The sequence below is a fragment of the Candidiatus Paracoxiella cheracis genome (assembly GCF_049348705.1).
GTDB lineage: Bacteria > Pseudomonadota > Gammaproteobacteria > Coxiellales > Coxiellaceae > Paracoxiella > Paracoxiella cheracis.
Genome location: NZ_CP186485.1, coordinates 963,904 through 981,692, shown reverse-complemented (window position 1 = coordinate 981,692; position 17,789 = coordinate 963,904). Strand labels below are relative to the sequence as shown.

Here is a 17,789-nt window from a genome sequence, read left to right as displayed (position 1 = left end):
TTTTTAGCAGGCATGAATATGAAAAAGCGCAAGAACTTCTTTATTATTGCAGTGACTGCTCTTGTCACTCATCGATTTTTTAAGCATCATCAAGGCCAATGGATTCAAGTACGACGAGGACCCGTTATTAAAAGTGTCTACGGGCTAGGTACTGTCACGGCTGACAAAGTCTACAAACTCACTGTTGGAGTGACATCCACCGTTCAAAAATTCTACGTAAAAGAAGGTCAATACGTCACAAAAGATACGCCTCTTGTCGCTTTGACGATGTTACCGACGATACGTGCGCCCTTTTCTGGCACAATCATTTCATTGCCTTTACATGACAATGAAACTGTTTACCCGCAAACAACCGTGTTAACACTGATGGACTTAAAACAGCGATATGTCCTCGTGGCTCTTGAGCAACAAGCCGCCATGGAAGTGCGCAAGGGTGATAAAGTCATCATGAATTTTGAATCTTTACGCGATAAGAACTTCACCGGTACCGTAACAAATATTTATCCAAAAGATAATAACTTTTACGTTAAGATCGATGCGCCTGATTTACCCGAACAAATATTACCTGACATGACGGCTGATATTGCTATCATCACAAATCACATTGACAATGCAGTTCAAGTGCCAACAGCCGCAATCAGTCATAGTGAAGTAACAATAAAAAACGGTCATCAAAAGATAACTAAGAAAATAAGTATAGGCGTGGTAACTAATGGCTGGGCTCAAATTACCTCAGATAATATCACTCCAAGTGACGCCGTTTTAATCAAAAAATGACATATGTTTTTTTTAGCACTAAAACAATTATTTTCACGTAAACGCCAATCGATCTTAATTTTATTTGGCATCCTGCTAGGAACGGCTGCCTATATTGTTATTTCTGGCATGATGCTCGGCTTTCAAGAATATACCATCGAACAATTGTTAAATAATATCTCCCAAATCACAGTTTCCGCCCAGCAAAATTATGTTACTGCGAAATTATTAGATAAATCGATGTTCAGCAAAAATACCTTAGTCAAATGGACAGTCCCGCCATCGGGCTTGCGCAATACAGCGCACATTGAATATCCCAATGGTTGGTATCAACGTCTCTCCAAAGATCCACGGGTAGTAGCCTATTCACCGCAAATGGATGTTAATGCTGTTATCCGTCACGATAAGTCCACTCAATCAGCCACTATTATCGGTGTTAATGCAGCGCAGCAAATGAAGGTAACCACCATTGAACAATACATGATGAAAGGTAGTTTCAAACAACTGCTACAAGGTGGAAGCCGCATTGTTTTAGGAGATGGTTTATTTAAAAAATTAGGCACTATTATAAATGGCACCGTTTTTGTTTCAAACAGTAATGGCCAGATTTATCCTTACAAAGTAGTCGGTGTTTTTAAATTCGGCATCAAGGCTATCGACGACACAACGGCATATACTTCATTAGCAGGTGCACAAACTATCAATCAAACACCGGGAGAAGTCACTACTATCGCTATTCGCGTTAAAAATGTTGCGCAAGCCCATGCTATAGCCGCGCAATGGGCTGCGATCTCTCATGATACGGTAGAAAGCTGGGACCAAACTAATGCAAACATTTTATCCGTCTTCACAACTCAAAATATTATACGCTATTTCATCACTATCTCTATTTTGATTGTTGCTGGATTTGGCATTTACAATGTGTTGAACGTGTTAATCAACCAGAAAAAACGCGAGATCGCCATACTGCGCGCAATGGGTTATACCTCCAGAGATATTATGTATTTATTTTTAATTCAAGGACTGTTGCTCGGCATCATGGGCGGCTTACTTGGATTGCTAGTCGGTTATCTTTCTTGTTTGTACTTACAAACACTCCCATTAATTGGTGGCGAGATTGGATTAGGATCTCATATGTTAGTGTCGTTTGATCGTAGTATTTATATTAATGGATTCTTACTCGCCTTTTTATCAGCCATTATTTCAAGCGATGCGCGCCATGGAGAGCGAAGCGAAGGCGCGTATTCCGCGGTAGGCTCGGATTTTTTGCCGAGCGTAAGCGACTGCAAAAAATCTTTACGAGCCGTCAAGTCATTTGAGAGCCCGTGCGTAGTCGAGCCGTGAGGTCGCGGAGCGCGGGCGACGAGGACGTCCGCGGCTATTTAAGTTGTCGCGTATTGCGAGTCGATTATTGACAGGGATGGCAATAATCTATCACGAGCATCGCGACACGCTTGCATTTTACCTTCGTATGCTGCTGGAAAATTAACGCCGATTGGCATTATACAATCGGAGACAAGCTAATGATAAAGGCCAATCATGTCTATAAATCATTCGGCAGCCCTCAGGTGGATGTTTTAAAAGATATCTGCCTTGAAATTAATGATGGAGAATTTGTAAGTTTGACTGGACGCTCTGGTTCAGGTAAAAGTACATTATTATACGTCATCAGCACACTCGACGATCCATCGAAAGGCGAAGTGATTATCGATGGCAAAAATGTAGCTACATTAAGCTCAGAAACACTACACCGTTTTCGAAACCAATATATGGGATTTGTATTTCAATTCCATTATTTGCTTCCCGAATTAACCGCTCTTGAAAATATACTCATGCCAACCCGAAAAACACACCGAGAGCTCAAACTGAAGCATCGTGCGATGGAGCTCTTAGATCACTTTGGCATTGCCGATAAATGCAATCACTTACCAAGCCAATTATCTGGAGGGCAAACTCAACGCGTAGCTATTGCGCGTGCGTTAATCGACAATCCCCGCTATTTATTTGCCGACGAACCCACAGGAAATTTAGACTCTAAAAATACTAAAATCGTGATGGATATTTTCAAAAAAATAAACAAAGAACAAAAAACGACGATATTGTTTGTTACCCACGACCCAGATTTTGCCGACCTCGCCGACCTCGCCGACCTCGCCGACCGCAAAATTGTACTGGTGGATGGAGTGATAGAAAATGGTTGAAGTTGATTTTAAAAAATACCTGAAAATAAATTTCTAGTGATGCTTTTTATAGGGCCCCTTTATTCAAAATGAATCTCCTCCAACAACTCCGTCTTCTTAACACATTCAATAAGCTGAGTGATCGTGTCACACGAAAGTTTTTTCTTCATACTCTCGATATAAAAAAGAATTGTTCGTTCTGTGCAGTTATGGATCTTCGCAATCTCGCCCGGCATATGCCCAAACGTTAAGGCGAGCATGATCCACACTTCGCGCTCATTAAAATAAACATCTGGATAGCAACTGCCTAACGCAAATTGTTTGCTAGAATTCAATTTACCGGCCACCAAGGAAACCTCCCTGCCCCATCTCACAACAAATTCCGTAAACATCTAAACGCCTCAGACATACAATCAAAGCTTTTTTATTCGAGCAATTTAGCTTCGTGCGTAAATGCGTAATGTAACACTCGATCGTGCGACCCGTGATCCCCAACACCTCACCAATGCCTTTATACGTAAGTCCTTGCAATAACAACAACGCTACCTCCATTTCGCGCTGCGTAAAATAAATCTGATTGGCGTCGATTTGAAAGTAATACCGTTTACCATAAGCACTTTCCCGATGAACGGGATCTTTTGGGCGACGAGTGTGAATTCCGAGTGGCGTTTTGCTAGCCGATTGCCAGCGAGTCAGTTCTTTCATCCAGTTTGGTATCGACATAGTCGTTCTCCCTTATATCATTTATCCGTGTTCTTTATTAGCTTTTTATCTAAGTTTTGAACGACCAAACTGACATTTTACCTATTCAATATTGTATAAATATTAACATACTAGTCGTCAAAATAATAAAATGTTATAAATGCATTTAATAAAAAATATATTGTCAGATATATTTTTTATTGTCAATATAGGGATTAAACTATTTAAAAGGTGAGCTATGACAAAGATCCTAGAAAGTACGAAAGGGTCCAAAGAATTGATCTGCTTAGGAAGAAATTTGATAAAGTTAATGCATGAAAAACACGTCGACATAAAAGAATTAAGCGCATTATCAGGCATATCTGTATCTTTATTAAATGCATTAAAGCGTGGAGACGGAAACCCAACCCTTGGAACCTTAATCTCTTTAGCTAATTTTTTCGACGTTTCCATTCATAGCCTTATTTCTACAGAAGTTATTAATCAAGAAGCTTTAATGATAATACCTATTTTTGATATTCAAGATGCAAACAATATTGAAGAATCTAAAGCTGCTAGAAATATTTATCTTAAAGTTGAGCACGGCTGTCAGAGTAATCTCTTTGCTGTTCAAATAAATAACTCTTCACTCATGCCATTTTTTGAGAAAGGCAGCGTTTTTATTGTTTCAAAAAGTAAAAAATACGCTGATGGCGATATCGCATTAGTTAGAATTAACGACGAGCACAACGTATTAAGGAAAATATTTATTAAAAACCAAGGATTATTATTTCAGTATATATCACTAGACGCGGAGCCTCATTACTACGATCATTATTCTATAATTGGAATAGTCACAAAAGTCATCCACAACATGGAGTTTTAAAATGAATGATAGGAAAGTTTTAGCAGCAGAGGGGTACTCAAGGTTACCTCTTCTATACTTCACAATAATCTTCCCCTAAATTACCGGACACTAATTTGTTAAAATCTATGAAGTAACAAAGAGGTGATCTCATGACAAAGAAGACTCGAAAATACACACCGGAATTTAAACAAGAAGCAATCCATCTAGCACTCAGTTCTCCTTCCGTGTTAAGCGCTGCAAAAGACTTAGGCATGCCCGAAGCGACCCTCCACACCTGGGTGGATAAAGCCAGGAAGAGTGGTGAAGTGATTCATCCCAGCGCAAAGCAACCGGTCAACATAGGGGAACTCATTGAATAAAATCAACAGCTTAAGAAGCGACTGGCACGACTGGAACAGGAGAAAGCCATTCTAAAAAGGGTCTGTAAATAAGATTGTGTAAATGCGATAGTCAGGGAAAGGTCGTTAAAATTATACGGAGTCTTTGACTATGGCAATGAAAACCAATAAATTAGATCCACAGGTTGTGGAATATTTTCTCAAACATACCAAGACCGCATCTGATATTTTCGGTGATACTGGTTTGTTAAAGGAGTTAAAAAAGGCACTGACGGAGCGTATTCTGGAAGGGGAGCTGACGGACGCGCTGGGTTATGCAAAACACGAAGTGTCTGGCCACAATAGTGGTAATTCCCGCAATGGGCACAGCCAAAAAACGATCAAAACAACAGATGGCGAGATGACCATTGAGGTTCCTCGTGATCGTAACAATGAGTTTGTACCGCAATTGATTCCAAAACATCAAACCCGCTTTGATGATTTGGATGACAAAATTATGAGTCTTTATGCACGGGGTATGACTACCCGTGATATTCAAGATCAGTTGAAAGATTTGTATGGCACAACTATTTGTTCGAGTCTCATTTCTACAGTAACCAACGAAGTGATTGAAGAAGTGAAGGCTTGGCAAAGTCGTCCGTTGGACAAGGTGTATCCGATTGTGTATTTGGACGCTTTAGTGATTAAAGTGCAGCAAGATAAAAAGGTTATCAATAAGGCATTGTATTTGGCTTTAGGAATTAATATCGATGGGCAAAAAGAATTGCTAGGTATTTGGATTAGCCAAAATGAGGGCGCTAAATTCTGGTTGAATGTATTAACGGAGTTAAAAAATCGAGGCCTAGAAGATATCCTGATTTGTTGCGTTGACGGGCTAACGGGCTTTCCTGATGCGATTGGCGCTGTGTATCCTAACACTCAAGTACAGCTTTGCATTGTACACATGGTGCGGAATTCATTGCGCTATGTGGGTTGGAAAAAGAAAAAAGAAGTGGCCGCTGACTTAAAAGCTATTTATTCGGCCAGTACGGTTGAAGAAGCAGAATTGGCGCTGACGAGTTTCTCTGAGAAATGGGATGCTGAATTTCCCTCGATTGCCAAAAGTTGGTTGACTCATTGGGAGCGCATTGTGCCATTTTTTGCTTATCCGGCAGAAATTCGGAGGGTGATTTATACCACTAACGCTATTGAATCACTGAACATGAGTATCCGAAAAGTTATTAAAAATAAACGAGTTTTTCCGTCGGACGATGCCGCTTTAAAACAACTCTATTTAGGGTTAAAAAATATAGCCAAAAAATGGACCATGCCGATTCGAGACTGGGGTGCCGCCATGAATCGTTTTGCCCTTATGTTTGAAGATCGCCTGGCGGATTTTGTATAAAACTTAAAATTCATAAGAGAGGAAATTAATTTGAACGCAATGTAGTTTTTGATAAAATTAAAAAATCAGTTAACACAATGGCTGATTTGTAAACCTTCAGACTTGATCTGACACTCCTGGTCAGTTAGAGTAAAATTTAATTGACCAACCTTAAACAACCAACACGAGGAGTGTCATTATGACCAGTGTATCCGAAAAGATTATCAAACCCAAATTAGGTTTACTAGAGCTGTCTAAACAATTGGGAAATGTTTCACAAGCCTGCAAGGTTATGGGTTATTCACGCGACAGTTTTTACCGTTTCAAAACACTTTATGAAAATGGTGGCGAAGAAGCACTCCATGATATGAGTAAGAAGAAACCGAATGAAAAAAATAGAGTGCCGTTACATGTAGAAGAAGCGGTAATTGCTTTGGCTATTGAAAACCCAGCGTTAGGTCAGGCACGTGCGGCCAATGAATTACTGGCGCGAGGCATTATCGTATCGAGCAGCGGAGTTCGTTCGGTGTGGCTACGTAATGATCTAGAGACTTTTAAGAAGCGACTAAAAGCGCTTGAAGCGAAATCGGCGCAAGACGGTATGTTATTAACGGAAGAACAATGACAAGCATTAGAAAAATCAAAACGAGAAAAAGAAGCGCACGGCGAGATTGAAACAGAACACCCAGGTTATTTAGGTTCTCAGGATACGTATTATGTTGGCACGATGAAGGGCGTTGGCCGTATTTATGAGCAGACTTTTGTCGATACCTATAGCAGAATCGCTTTTGCGAAGTTATACACGGAGAAAACAGCGATGACGGCAGCTCATTTATTAAATGAACGTGTATTGCCATGGTTTAATGAGCAAGGTATCCGATTGCTGCGTATGCTCACGGATCGCGGGACGGAATATTGTGGAAAAATTGAGAACCACGCCTATCAACTTTATTTAGCAGTTGAAGACATTGACCATTCGAAAACACGCGCACGTTCTCCGCAGACCAATGGTATTTGTGAACGTTTTCATAAAACGATTAAACAAGAATTTTATGATGTTGCTTTTCGAAAAAAAATATATCGTTCCCTAGAAGAATTACAACAAGACGTTGATGCGTGGATCAAAACATATAATGAGGTCAGGCCCCATTCCGGCGGGCGTTGTTATGGAAAAACACCCATGCAAACTTTTCTTGATGCAAAGCATTTGGCACAAGAAAAAGAATTAGATAAACTATGTAAAACTATTCCAAGCGTGTCGGCAGATGAATTGAATAAGGCGCACAGTAATCACGACACGCAACTGGTAGAGGAGTAATTAGAATCCGATCTATCGGACAGAAAATATGTCCGATAAATCTCAACTGTCAGATCAAGTCGAGAGTTCTACAGCTGATTCATAATTCTGACTGACGCGATTTACACAAACTAATAAACAGTCCCACCTAATATGGCGCTTGGTGGAATAACGCCAAGGCAAAAGCTGCTTCAAGCAGCATAACAAATTCTACTATTTTACACCCCTAAAAATGGGGGGATTACCATTCCAAATAGTTGGGCGTGCTTTTGAATAAAGCTGTACTTCACTCGAGTGCTTTCGCGAAGTACGTGGCCGCCTTTTTTAGAGGGACTGTTTATTAGTTTGTGTAAATCGCGTCAGTCAGAATTATGAATCAGCCATTGTGTTAACTGATTTTTTAATTTTATCAAAAACTACATTGCGTTCAAATTAATTTCCTCTCTTATGAATTTTAAGTTTTATACAAAATCCGCCAGGCGATCTTCAAACATAAGGGCAAAACGATTCATGGCGGCACCCCAGTCTCGAATCGGCATGGTCCATTTTTTGGCTATATTTTTTAACCCTAAATAGAGTTGTTTTAAAGCGGCATCGTCCGACGGAAAAACTCGTTTATTTTTAATAACTTTTCGGATACTCATGTTCAGTGATTCAATAGCGTTAGTGGTATAAATCACCCTCCGAATTTCTGCCGGATAAGCAAAAAATGGCACAATGCGCTCCCAATGAGTCAACCAACTTTTGGCAATCGAGGGAAATTCAGCATCCCATTTCTCAGAGAAACTCGTCAGCGCCAATTCTGCTTCTTCAACCGTACTGGCCGAATAAATAGCTTTTAAGTCAGCGGCCACTTCTTTTTTCTTTTTCCAACCCACATAGCGCAATGAATTCCGCACCATGTGTACAATGCAAAGCTGTACTTGAGTGTTAGGATACACAGCGCCAATCGCATCAGGAAAGCCCGTTAGCCCGTCAACGCAACAAATCAGGATATCTTCTAGGCCTCGATTTTTTAACTCCGTTAATACATTCAACCAGAATTTAGCGCCCTCATTTTGGCTAATCCAAATACCTAGCAATTCTTTTTGCCCATCGATATTAATTCCTAAAGCCAAATACAATGCCTTATTGATAACCTTTTTATCTTGCTGCACTTTAATCACTAAAGCGTCCAAATACACAATCGGATACACCTTGTCCAACGGACGACTTTGCCAAGCCTTCACTTCTTCAATCACTTCGTTGGTTACTGTAGATTGGACTTTGGATAAATAAAATCCCTTGCCAGTTAGGACAATAATCAAAAAATGTGAGTTTCTAAATCTTAAGCTGTTTTTTGCAGCAATTCGTAGAATTGCTCAGGTGTAAAATTTATTTTATCCAACCATGATTTTACTATCCCAATCAAATCCTCTATTTTTTCAGGGTCTGAGTTTTGCGTCTTTTCTTCAGTCCTCTGAATCGTTTTAATTTTTGAGTTGCTATTTTTGAAAATAGCAGGATGTCGCGTGCGTTTCCCCTGCGTATCACCTTTGGTTCTGCCTTGCGGATTACCGCGTGGTTTGCAGAGATTAGCAGGCGTGCCAACGGTATCAAGCACCGTAGAAAAACCCCGTTGCGTTTGTGAAGGGGTCGCAGTTATTGATGGTTTTTCGTTATCCACTTGGAAGCTCGGCAAATACCGCTCCCATTTTTTCGGTAAAATCGGGGCAAGATTCCTCGCTAGATAAAGTTGCGTATACGCTAATGCTGTCATCCGCCACCAATCTTCTTCGTGCTTAACATCCGGTGTTTGGTATCGGTCAAATAACAGTTTGTCTTTACCAAAACGAAAGTAGTGTTCAATGTCATAGCGTCTATCGTAATAGTGATACGCTTCTAATGCTGTGATTTCATTACGTCGTTCACCAGCGAGTCCTAACCAGAGTGGATTTTTATATAAAGATTTACCGTTAGCATCAACCGCAACCAATTGCACAACAGTAACAGGATGCTCATATCCTTTAAATTGCTTTGAACCACGCAGGAATTGGTCACGCCATATTTTAATCTCCAATTGGTAAGTTTTGCCACTGCGGGTTGTAATGGGTTGCTGCACAATCTCATCGGATTCACGGTGAGTCGTGCTGTCGTTTAGTTTCATCGCATCACCATAGCGTTTTATACTTCCTGAGGTATTATCTTCTATTGATGCGGGCGCGAAAACATTACGGGTACTGTTAAAACGGAAAAGATGTACCCAATTGGGATTTTCGCTAACCAGTTTACGGCAAGCTTCTGTACCATATTTTGAATCAGCCACGCTAACCACCAATTTATGAGTAAGCGCTAAGTCTGCAATACAACGGTTAATTTGCTGCATCCCAACTACATTGCCTTTTTCATCGCTTTTAACGCGCCTCGTATCCAGTGGAACTAACCAATGCTTTTCTTGAGCTGCACCATCATTGGGCAATAGTGATACCGTTGAATATTCATGTCCAATGGTAATCGGTTTGTTACCCGGTGCTGGATTAGGGCTGTAAACCACATGGCGATCTTCAACACAGTGTGCACTTTGACGCGACTGTGGTGTCGTATCCGCAATAATGATCACACGGTCATCGCTATGACTCACATGTTCATATTGTATTTTCATCATGCTATCCCAACAATTTGCTACCGACAAACCATCGCTAATCGCATCGGTAATACTACTGTATTCACGTTCAAAGTATGGCGATTCACATAATTCTATGGGTGTTTTGCAGCGATGGCCATGGCTTGAAAGGGCATCGAGTAAATTCATATTGGCATCGCGTCGCGCGGGGAAGATGTTGTAGAGGAATGTACGGAATTGTTTTAGTTTTTCTGTCGCTAACATCGTTTGTTCCTTATTTTATTTTTTCGAACAAACGTTGTTTACAACGTAAAATTTTTTTTCGGTTTCTATGTCAAGCAATTTTTAATTATTTTTATAAATTTATCCAAAGTCCAATCAACTGTCAGATCAAGTCGAGAGTTCTACAAACAAACGCATTCTGAGTTGGCTTTCCAGGTTGAATGAAAGCAAGCTTGGTTTTGTTTTCCCTGGACCAAAAGAACATTGCTTTGCTTGTAAACTCTGTACCATTATCACAAACAATTTGTTTTGGCAGCCTGCGTTGCTCACTAAGCTCTGCTAGGAAGCGTGCCACCTGACGTCCTGATATAGAAAATGCTGTTAGCTGGCCAATAAGTTCACGATTAAAATCATCGATAATGTTTAGCACACGAAAACGCCTTCCATTGGCCAGCTGATCGTAAACAAAATCCATCGACCAACGCTCATTTCTCTGAGTCGGTGATGACATCACTAATCGTAGTCGCTGTATTTTTTTACGCTTTTTTGTACGCACCTGGAGCTTTTCTTCTTTGTAAATCCGGTAGGTTTTTTTCTTATTCATGACAAGCCCCTCTGCTTTTAAGAGGCTGTGAAGCATTAAATAACCATACCGAGAATACTGAGCTGCCAATTCTTTTAATCGAGCTCTAATCAACTCGTCTCGTCGCTTTTTGGGTCCGTAACGGTAAGCCGTTCGACTTAGCCCGACTAGCTTGCAGGCCATTCGTTCACTCAGCTTAAAGGCGCTCATTAAGTGACAAACAACCTGCTTCTTGCTAGCAGGCGTTACCACTTTTTTGAAACAACATCCTTGAGCGCTTCATTTTCTAACATCTTTTCAGCCAGCAGCTTTTTTAACTTATTGTTCTCGGACTCCAGCTCTCGCAGGCGCTTAGCTTCGTTAACCTCTAGGCCAGCATACTTGCTACGCCAATTGTAAAAAGTACCGCCAGATATGCCTAAGCGACGGCACAGGTCTTCCACCTTAGCGCCACTTTCATGCTCTTTGATCGCTTTAATGATTTGTTCTTCTGTATAACGTTTTTTCATGTTGAGATCTCCTCGGTCGTAGAATAATTGGAAATCTCATCCATGTCATGGTGTTAAGTTTGGGGGAAAGGTCAGACCATCACTTAATACCATTTCAAAGGCGACAACGGTTTCTTGAATTAATCCCAAACGATGGGAGGTTGTTTCCATGCCGGCGCCCATGCAAACACCCCCTATGGTTAAATCTTCCATTTCAACTTGAATCGCTCAAGCGTGTCACGATGCTCGTGATAGATTATTGCCATCCCTGTCAATAATCGACTCGCAATACGCGACAACTTAAATAGCCGCGGACGTCCTCGTCGCCCGCGCTCCGCGACCTCACGGCTCGACTACGCACGGGCTCTCAAATGACTTGACGGCTCGTAAAGATTTTTTGCAGTCGCTTACGCTCGGCAAAAAATCCGAGCCTACCGCGGAATACGCGCCTTCGCTTCGCTCTCCATGGCGCGCATCGAATGCATAGCCTTTGGGAAGTAAGTATTGAGTGATGTAACCCATGTTGACGAGCGGTTCTAAACGAACGGTTAAGTTTTTTGTATCTAAACTCAAAATGTTTTTTAGATTTATGGCAATTTGATTGCAGTCTTTTTTAAAAGACGCTGTTCGGGTTGATATAGTGTGCCAACTTGGACGAGCGGTGCACATTGGTTTTTTTGATCCTGATTCACGCCAACGCTTTACCTGTGCTTGGATTTCTTTCACTTTTTTATCATGCAGGCGATGCGTGGCGAGAAAAGTCCTGAAAAACCAGTTCCGCAGTGTTGATATGCAGTTAACGATAAAACTGACGGGTAAAACAAAGACGAGTATGATGAGTCCACGGTGTTTGGTTAAAAATTCTTCCATGATTGTCATCCGTACGGTGTTGGTTTTCCATTCACGCTCCGGAAAAAGTATATCACATGTTATTGGGTTATGATGGATTAAATGCGGCTTGTATTTCTCCTGCTATCCGCTCCACTTCTTCAGGGTTGTTTCGTTTGACTGCTTCCAAAAAGCAATGCCCAGCATATCCTAGCCTGTGTTTTCCTGTTGTGTCAGATTTCAATGCCTTCCTTTTTTCGTGCTCTTCATAGCGTCCTAATACCGCACGTATTTCGAGGCACCATGATGCAAAGAAGGCCGCAATTGCAGAAGGGAGCTTTAAACCCGCTAACAGTGCCTGAAAAACATTTGGTGTTGAACCAACCACGCAGATAACTTGCGCTTTAAAATAATTCCACCAGCTTTGCTTGTTGCTACAGAATTGGATATTGGGTTCCCTGCGTTTAAAAAAAGCACTCTCTGCAGTAGATTTTACTTGCGGATATACTGTTGCCCCCATCAAAGCCATTGATATGAAAAGCATCCAGTTCATGATCTCTATTGCAAGCTCGGGAAGTTGTAACGACTCGGGTAAAGTGGAGTTGATAACATTCCACATTTCTAAAAAGTTTAGTAGCCCCAAAATGGTCAGGCCCACTCCCGAATATCCTAAAAGACAAGTTATCAGGTGTTCGCAGTGAGTTTTGGGGCGCGGTTCATTCCGCTGACATTCACTTTGATGTTCATGATAATAATTGAGAGCATTATTATTTAAGGATATTTTTGTAATATTTTGTAATAAATTTTTTGCGTTTTCAATCTCATTGTTATTAATTAACGAAACAAAATAATCGAAAACAGCTCGAGCTTTAATCTGTTCAGTAGTGAGATTATTAATATCACAGTTAAAAAGATTGTTGAACATCTGAAGAATACAATGAATGCCATAGCGGTGGATGCTAGCGAAGCATAGAAAATTTGTCACGATTGCAGGTATGCCAAATGCTGCTTGCCAAAAGGGGTTGGGAAAAAGATATTCGCCTAACCACATGAAAGGTTCTACACCAATTTTTTTGGCAAGTCCGCTTGCCCCCTCTTCACTGTATGCCACTCGTGCTAGCATCCCAAAAGCACAGGATGTATTTACCCTGAATAGCCATTCGATGAGACCCAAAAGATGATTAAGAAGTAAGGGTAGTTTTGAGTTTGGACTTTCATCCCACACCCAAGTGTGGGGCGATAAGTCTGTAAGAAATTGTCGTACCGTTTTGCTTGCTAATTTTTTCCAATGTCGCTGACCGAAGTCCCACACAATATCAATTTTTCCTTGCGCGGCCCCAAACGCCACCAGACCTCCTCCAAATATAGCTACAGGATAATAGAAACGCTTAGAAATGGGCTCCAGCACTTCTTGTGCAAAAATCACTATGAGCAGCCCACCAAATATTCCTTGTGGGATCATTGCTGCAATAGTGCAGACTTTACCAAATTTTTCAATCCGTGTAGGGGGTTGAACTGATGGAGCTAAATTATGGAGTCTATCAATCGTTCCATAATCTAGCTGTGGTTGCTCAGGGAAGTCTGGGAGAAGGTGAACCTCAGTTTCAAAACTATTACCAGTTTCAGAGCTTTCGTTATCCATGTCTAAAAATCCTTTTATATTTGGCCACAAGTGGCACTTCCACCCGGTCAACCTGAGCCGAAAATTCTTTTCGAATTTGTCAAACTTTCGGCCCAGTTTGGTTAAACCTGAATGGTTTTATTTTAAAAATATAAGTCAAATTGTGCAGTTACAGCGTTATCGGACTGACCAAGATCGCTTGCAACATTACCAGGTGTTGGGTTGACTGGATCTGTTGTTGCTGCACTCGTGGGGTAATTAATATCATGACGGTACTCAAGTCTCAATTGGGTATTTTCCCAAATGACAACCGAATAAACTACGCCATAACGATGCTCGGGTAAACCTAACGCTAACGCTTGACTTGATCCTTGATAAGTCAAGCCAATCGCACTTTCCTTGCTTCCCGTGTTAAAGCTGAAATCCACTTCGAAGTTGTATGCACTAGGGCGCGCACCGTTGTTTTGGTAAGCAACATCAACAATATTGAAGCTACTCATTGCCTTAATGAACTCAGCAATGAATGTCACTGGCTTTATCGTTAGCGAACCATAAAAGTCATAAGCCGAGACACCATGAATTTGTGTTTCATTATTTAAAAAAGAAGTTGCTTGAAACCCTTGCGAATCTGCAAGGTTAGAAATCACACTGCCGCCCAAGTAACCGCTAACTCTGCCCAAACTGAAAGTGTAACCCGCATCGGCGCCACCTTCGTTAGTTGTGTTTGTCTTATTGATGTTGTTAGTTAACCCTTGGAAGCCGTAAATTTCTGCATTAAAGCGATTGTCACCTGTTTGCTGAAAACCTAAAACAAGCGATCGTGCTCGGGTGCGTCCTAGCCCTTGTGTGGTCGGTGCAGTGATGAACAAACTACTGTATCGACCGAAGGGTACGTAAATTTGCCCGATTTCCGTATATACCGGGAATCGATTTAAATTACCAAGAACGATAAATGCTCGGTTTAGAAAAAGCTTCGAACCATTGTTCAAATCATCCGGATCATAATCCAGTGCCATAAAACCGTGAATCCAGGGTGATGCTTGAATCCAAGTGTCTAACTCTGCACCACTTAAATTAATGTTATTAACAGATGAGCCTTGATAAGGGTTTGAGTAGGAAGCTTGCCCTTCTAAAGAACCACTAAAAACCAAACGTGGGTAGGCAGGACCGGACACAGCAAGTTCCTCACACTCTTCTTGTAACTTAGCTTGTGCCATAAGTAGGCTCGCCGCTTCCCGAACGGAAGGAGTATTCACAATCAACTCCGAACCATCGTAAAGAGTATCTTTTGTAAGATAAGGACCGATACTTACACGGGATGGACTATATTGACATTTTCTCCTGTGCATCGCTCCATAATGATCTGGATGCGGTAACGCACTCGAGCTAGACTTTGATGTTTGTTTTTTTCGTTTTTTATTTTTGCTCACCTGCGTTTTTAATTCATCAATTTGATGTTGCAAGTAATTAATGCGTTGGTTTATTTGTTGATTACTATTGATGTGTTGATTTTGAGCATAAGCGCTACAACTCAATGCGCTGCAAACGCATAAGCCAATAGCTGACACGGACAGTTTAGATGACATGAGTAGTTCTCCTATTTGCCGTCTTCTTTAGGCCGCAACTACCCTGTCACAATTGCCTAATTAATAAATATTTTTTATTTTTTATCCTTATAAATAATGTTTCAGATGTGTTTTACGCAGCGTTTTTATTTCCCTCTCCTAGCCAGCGTAAAGTAAATGATGAGACACTAGAAGAGGCAGCTTCTCACATAGCGCATGGAGGAGGATACCAATATCGCATGATTAACAGCTTGATTGTAAAAAATATCCAGTTTCATTGAGCGCTCTACTATATGCTAAGTAAGATTAAAGTTTATAGCACAGTACGCTGTTATGCCGCAAGCACGAAATCGTTAATAATTTTTGTATTCGCACGAATAATAAATCTGATTTTTTATATACTTAAGTAGTTTTACTTGAAAATTTTAATTCGCCAACAATCAATTTAATGTAAACATAAAAATTGATGATTTTGAATGTTAGCCAGTCAGTTTTTTAGAATTTAGAATATAGTGACCGCTAAAGAATATTTTTGAGTCAAAAACAGGTTGGTTGTGTTAGGCATTTGGCAAGAAGTAAGGGCTCGTTTCTTTGAAAGGACAGCTTTCTAAATATTTTTAGAGGGGATGTCTTTACAACGCCTTATTGCGTCACTACAATCTAATAACGGATAACACCTTGTTTAACATTGAGATATGGTAGGAAGCCATGACAATAGACGCAATCTTACTTATCATTTTTAGTTTCATTATCCTCACCGATGCGCGCCATGGAGAGCGAAGCGAAGGCGCGTATTCCGCGGTAGGCTCGGATTTTTTGCCGAGCGTAAGCGACTGCAAAAAATCTTTACGAGCCGTCAAGTCATTTGAGAGCCCGTGCGTAGTCGAGCCGTGAGGTCGCGGAGCGCGGGCGACGAGGACGTCCGCGGCTATTTAAGTTGTCGCGTATTGCGAGTCGATTATTGACAGGGATGGCAATAATCTATCACGAGCATCGCGACACGCTTGGTTGCAGTTGTTACCATCATTAAGATGGCGACGAGAGGCAAGATGCCTATTGATAAATCTTTAGCTGATTATACTAATGAGCAGATTTATGTAGGTAATTTACCTTATCGCCTGGATGAGACTGATTTACGAGGCTACTTTTCTCGGTTCGGAGGGATTCAAGCGATTAAAATCATCCGAAATTTCAAAACAGGACGATCGAAAGGCTATGCTTTCGTCACCTACCAAAGTGCCAAACAAGCCGCTAAGGCCTTGGCTGCTCATGGCCGAGAGCTGGGCGGTCGTTCGCTGGTGGTGAGAATCGCGAAGCCGAGAGAAGAGCAACCTGCTTATTGAGCGCAAAATAAACTTCAATTGCTTACGGGCCGAGTCGAATTTTTTGCTACTCTGGCTCACCTAATATTTCTTTCTCGCAGTTGAAATTTCTCACTTAACTACCTGAACCCCCTTGATTCCTTATTTCCCTTAAGCGATAGTAAGCCTCATGAAAGCATTAAAGATCGAAAACCTAAAAAAAACCTATAAAAATGGTGTGCAAGCTCTTAAAGGAATAAGCTTTTCTGTTGAAGACGGCGATTTTTTCGCCTTGCTGGGTCCAAATGGAGCAGGAAAATCGACGACGATTGGCATCGTTACTTCCTTAGTAAACAAAACCTCCGGTACGGTTTCAATCTATGACCATGATATTGATACCGAATTTGCCAAGGCCAAGTCATGTTTGGGCGTTGTGCCCCAAGAGTTTAATTTCAATATTTTTGAGAAAATGTACCGGGTGATTTTAAATCAGGCTGGTTTTTATGGAATTCCTCGGAAAATCGCTCAGGTTAGAGCTGAGAAATACCTTCGTCAGCTCGGACTCTGGGATAAACGTAATATGCCGCTTCGCTCATTATCGGGGGGACTCAAACGTCGCTTCATGATTGCGCGCGCCTTAATTCATGAGCCACGCATGCTGATCTTGGATGAACCGACCGCAGGGGTCGATATTGAGATTCGTCGGTCAATGTGGCAATTCCTAACGGATTTGAACAAGCGAGGTACGACGATTATTTTAACGACACATTATCTGGAAGAGGCTGAAAATTTATGTCGCAAGTGGCAATTATTGATGAAGGTGAAATTATTGAGTACACCTCGATGTCGAACATTTTGAAACAACTGGAAGCAGAGCGCTTCATTCTTTATTTGCAAGAGCCGTTAGTGGATATTCCTGAGGTTGCAGGATTTCGTTTTTGGAAGCTTGATGATACGACCTTAGAAGTGGACGTGCCAAAAGAAATGGGGATGAGTCGTTTATTTGCCTCGCTTAACGAACAAAATGATCTTCCCTCACTTGTAGAACTCTCGACTTGATCTGACAGTTGAGATTTATCGGACATATTTTCTGTCC

16 protein-coding genes and 3 pseudogenes are annotated in these 17,789 nt (G+C 41.1%); 10 read left to right on the top strand and 9 right to left on the bottom strand.

Translation table 11 applies throughout. The features are described 5' to 3' along the window. The first annotated feature begins 18 nt into the window (after window positions 1-18). The 3 genes from ACJMKR_RS05155 (at window position 19) to ACJMKR_RS05145 (ending at window position 2,957) form a co-directional block, all read left to right on the top strand. On the top strand, window positions 19-777 hold the full coding sequence (locus ACJMKR_RS05155) for an efflux RND transporter periplasmic adaptor subunit (RefSeq protein ID WP_423064068.1): 759 nt from the start codon (window positions 19-21) through the stop codon (window positions 775-777). A 3-nt stretch (window positions 778-780) separates the two neighbouring features. Then, the gene (locus tag ACJMKR_RS05150; protein WP_423064067.1) at window positions 781-2,100 is read left to right on the top strand and encodes an ABC transporter permease; all 1,320 of its coding nucleotides are present in this window, start codon (window positions 781-783) and stop codon (window positions 2,098-2,100) included. Between the two features lie 179 nt (window positions 2,101-2,279). Then, complete coding sequence (locus ACJMKR_RS05145; protein ID WP_423064066.1) at window positions 2,280-2,957, top strand: ABC transporter ATP-binding protein; 678 nt, start codon at window positions 2,280-2,282, stop codon at window positions 2,955-2,957. A gap of 59 nt (window positions 2,958-3,016) precedes the next feature. Here ACJMKR_RS05145 and ACJMKR_RS05140 read toward each other — a convergent pair whose 3' ends face one another. Beyond that, on the bottom strand, window positions 3,017-3,283 hold the full coding sequence (locus tag ACJMKR_RS05140; protein ID WP_423064193.1) for a helix-turn-helix transcriptional regulator: 267 nt from the start codon (window positions 3,281-3,283) through the stop codon (window positions 3,017-3,019). Next, a complete protein-coding gene (locus tag ACJMKR_RS05135; protein ID WP_423064065.1) occupies window positions 3,273-3,659 on the bottom strand; it encodes a response regulator transcription factor in 387 nt (128 codons plus the stop codon). The genes ACJMKR_RS05140 and ACJMKR_RS05135 overlap by 11 nt, the downstream gene beginning before the upstream one ends. 217 nt (window positions 3,660-3,876) lie before the next feature. Here ACJMKR_RS05135 and ACJMKR_RS05130 point away from each other — a divergent pair, with 217 nt between their 5' ends. The 4 genes and pseudogenes from ACJMKR_RS05130 (at window position 3,877) to ACJMKR_RS05115 (ending at window position 7,504) form a co-directional block, all read left to right on the top strand. Beyond that, a complete protein-coding gene (locus tag ACJMKR_RS05130) occupies window positions 3,877-4,503 on the top strand; it encodes a S24 family peptidase (RefSeq protein ID WP_423064064.1) in 627 nt (208 codons plus the stop codon). A gap of 131 nt (window positions 4,504-4,634) precedes the next feature. Then, window positions 4,635-4,844, top strand: a complete 210-nt coding sequence (locus tag ACJMKR_RS05125) for a transposase (protein ID WP_423062353.1) — start codon at window positions 4,635-4,637, stop codon at window positions 4,842-4,844. Between the two features lie 130 nt (window positions 4,845-4,974). Beyond that, window positions 4,975-6,207 (top strand): IS256 family transposase, encoded by a 1,233-nt coding sequence (locus ACJMKR_RS05120; RefSeq protein ID WP_423062355.1) that lies wholly within the window; start codon window positions 4,975-4,977, stop codon window positions 6,205-6,207. Between the two features lie 178 nt (window positions 6,208-6,385). Further along, window positions 6,386-7,504 (top strand): annotated as a pseudogene (locus ACJMKR_RS05115) (IS481 family transposase). 440 nt (window positions 7,505-7,944) lie between these two features. Here ACJMKR_RS05115 and ACJMKR_RS05110 read toward each other — a convergent pair. From ACJMKR_RS05110 to ACJMKR_RS05080, 7 genes and pseudogenes are all read right to left on the bottom strand, one after another. Then, a pseudogene (locus tag ACJMKR_RS05110) lies at window positions 7,945-8,742 on the bottom strand (IS256 family transposase); the annotation flags it as partial. Between the two features lie 68 nt (window positions 8,743-8,810). Then, the gene (locus ACJMKR_RS05105; protein ID WP_423062600.1) at window positions 8,811-10,349 is read right to left on the bottom strand and encodes a transposase; all 1,539 of its coding nucleotides are present in this window, start codon (window positions 10,347-10,349) and stop codon (window positions 8,811-8,813) included. A gap of 145 nt (window positions 10,350-10,494) precedes the next feature. Continuing rightward, window positions 10,495-11,399 (bottom strand): annotated as a pseudogene (locus tag ACJMKR_RS05100) (IS3 family transposase); the annotation flags it as partial. A 45-nt stretch (window positions 11,400-11,444) separates the two neighbouring features. Then, a complete protein-coding gene (locus ACJMKR_RS05095) occupies window positions 11,445-11,591 on the bottom strand; it encodes a hypothetical protein (protein ID WP_423064063.1) in 147 nt (48 codons plus the stop codon). A gap of 724 nt (window positions 11,592-12,315) precedes the next feature. Next, window positions 12,316-13,848: a hypothetical protein gene (locus ACJMKR_RS05090; RefSeq protein WP_423064062.1), complete on the bottom strand. Its 1,533-nt coding sequence runs from the start codon at window positions 13,846-13,848 to the stop codon at window positions 12,316-12,318. A 122-nt stretch (window positions 13,849-13,970) separates the two neighbouring features. Beyond that, window positions 13,971-15,413, bottom strand: coding sequence for an LbtU family siderophore porin (locus tag ACJMKR_RS05085; protein WP_423064061.1), 1,443 nt, complete (start codon window positions 15,411-15,413; stop codon window positions 13,971-13,973). Window positions 15,414-16,045: 632 nt separating this feature from the next. Beyond that, entirely contained in the window at window positions 16,046-16,252 is a 207-nt protein-coding gene (locus ACJMKR_RS05080) for a hypothetical protein (RefSeq protein ID WP_423064060.1), read from the bottom strand. 189 nt (window positions 16,253-16,441) lie between these two features. Here ACJMKR_RS05080 and ACJMKR_RS05075 point away from each other — a divergent pair, with 189 nt between their 5' ends. From ACJMKR_RS05075 to ACJMKR_RS05065, 3 genes are all read left to right on the top strand, one after another. Continuing rightward, a complete protein-coding gene (locus ACJMKR_RS05075) occupies window positions 16,442-16,735 on the top strand; it encodes an RNA recognition motif domain-containing protein (protein ID WP_423064059.1) in 294 nt (97 codons plus the stop codon). Between the two features lie 148 nt (window positions 16,736-16,883). After that, a complete protein-coding gene (locus ACJMKR_RS05070; protein WP_423064057.1) occupies window positions 16,884-17,552 on the top strand; it encodes an ABC transporter ATP-binding protein in 669 nt (222 codons plus the stop codon). Beyond that, window positions 17,537-17,752, top strand: coding sequence for a hypothetical protein (locus tag ACJMKR_RS05065; RefSeq protein ID WP_423064056.1), 216 nt, complete (start codon window positions 17,537-17,539; stop codon window positions 17,750-17,752). Before ACJMKR_RS05070 ends, ACJMKR_RS05065 begins: the two co-directional genes overlap by 16 nt. Window positions 17,753-17,789: the final 37 nt, after the last annotated feature.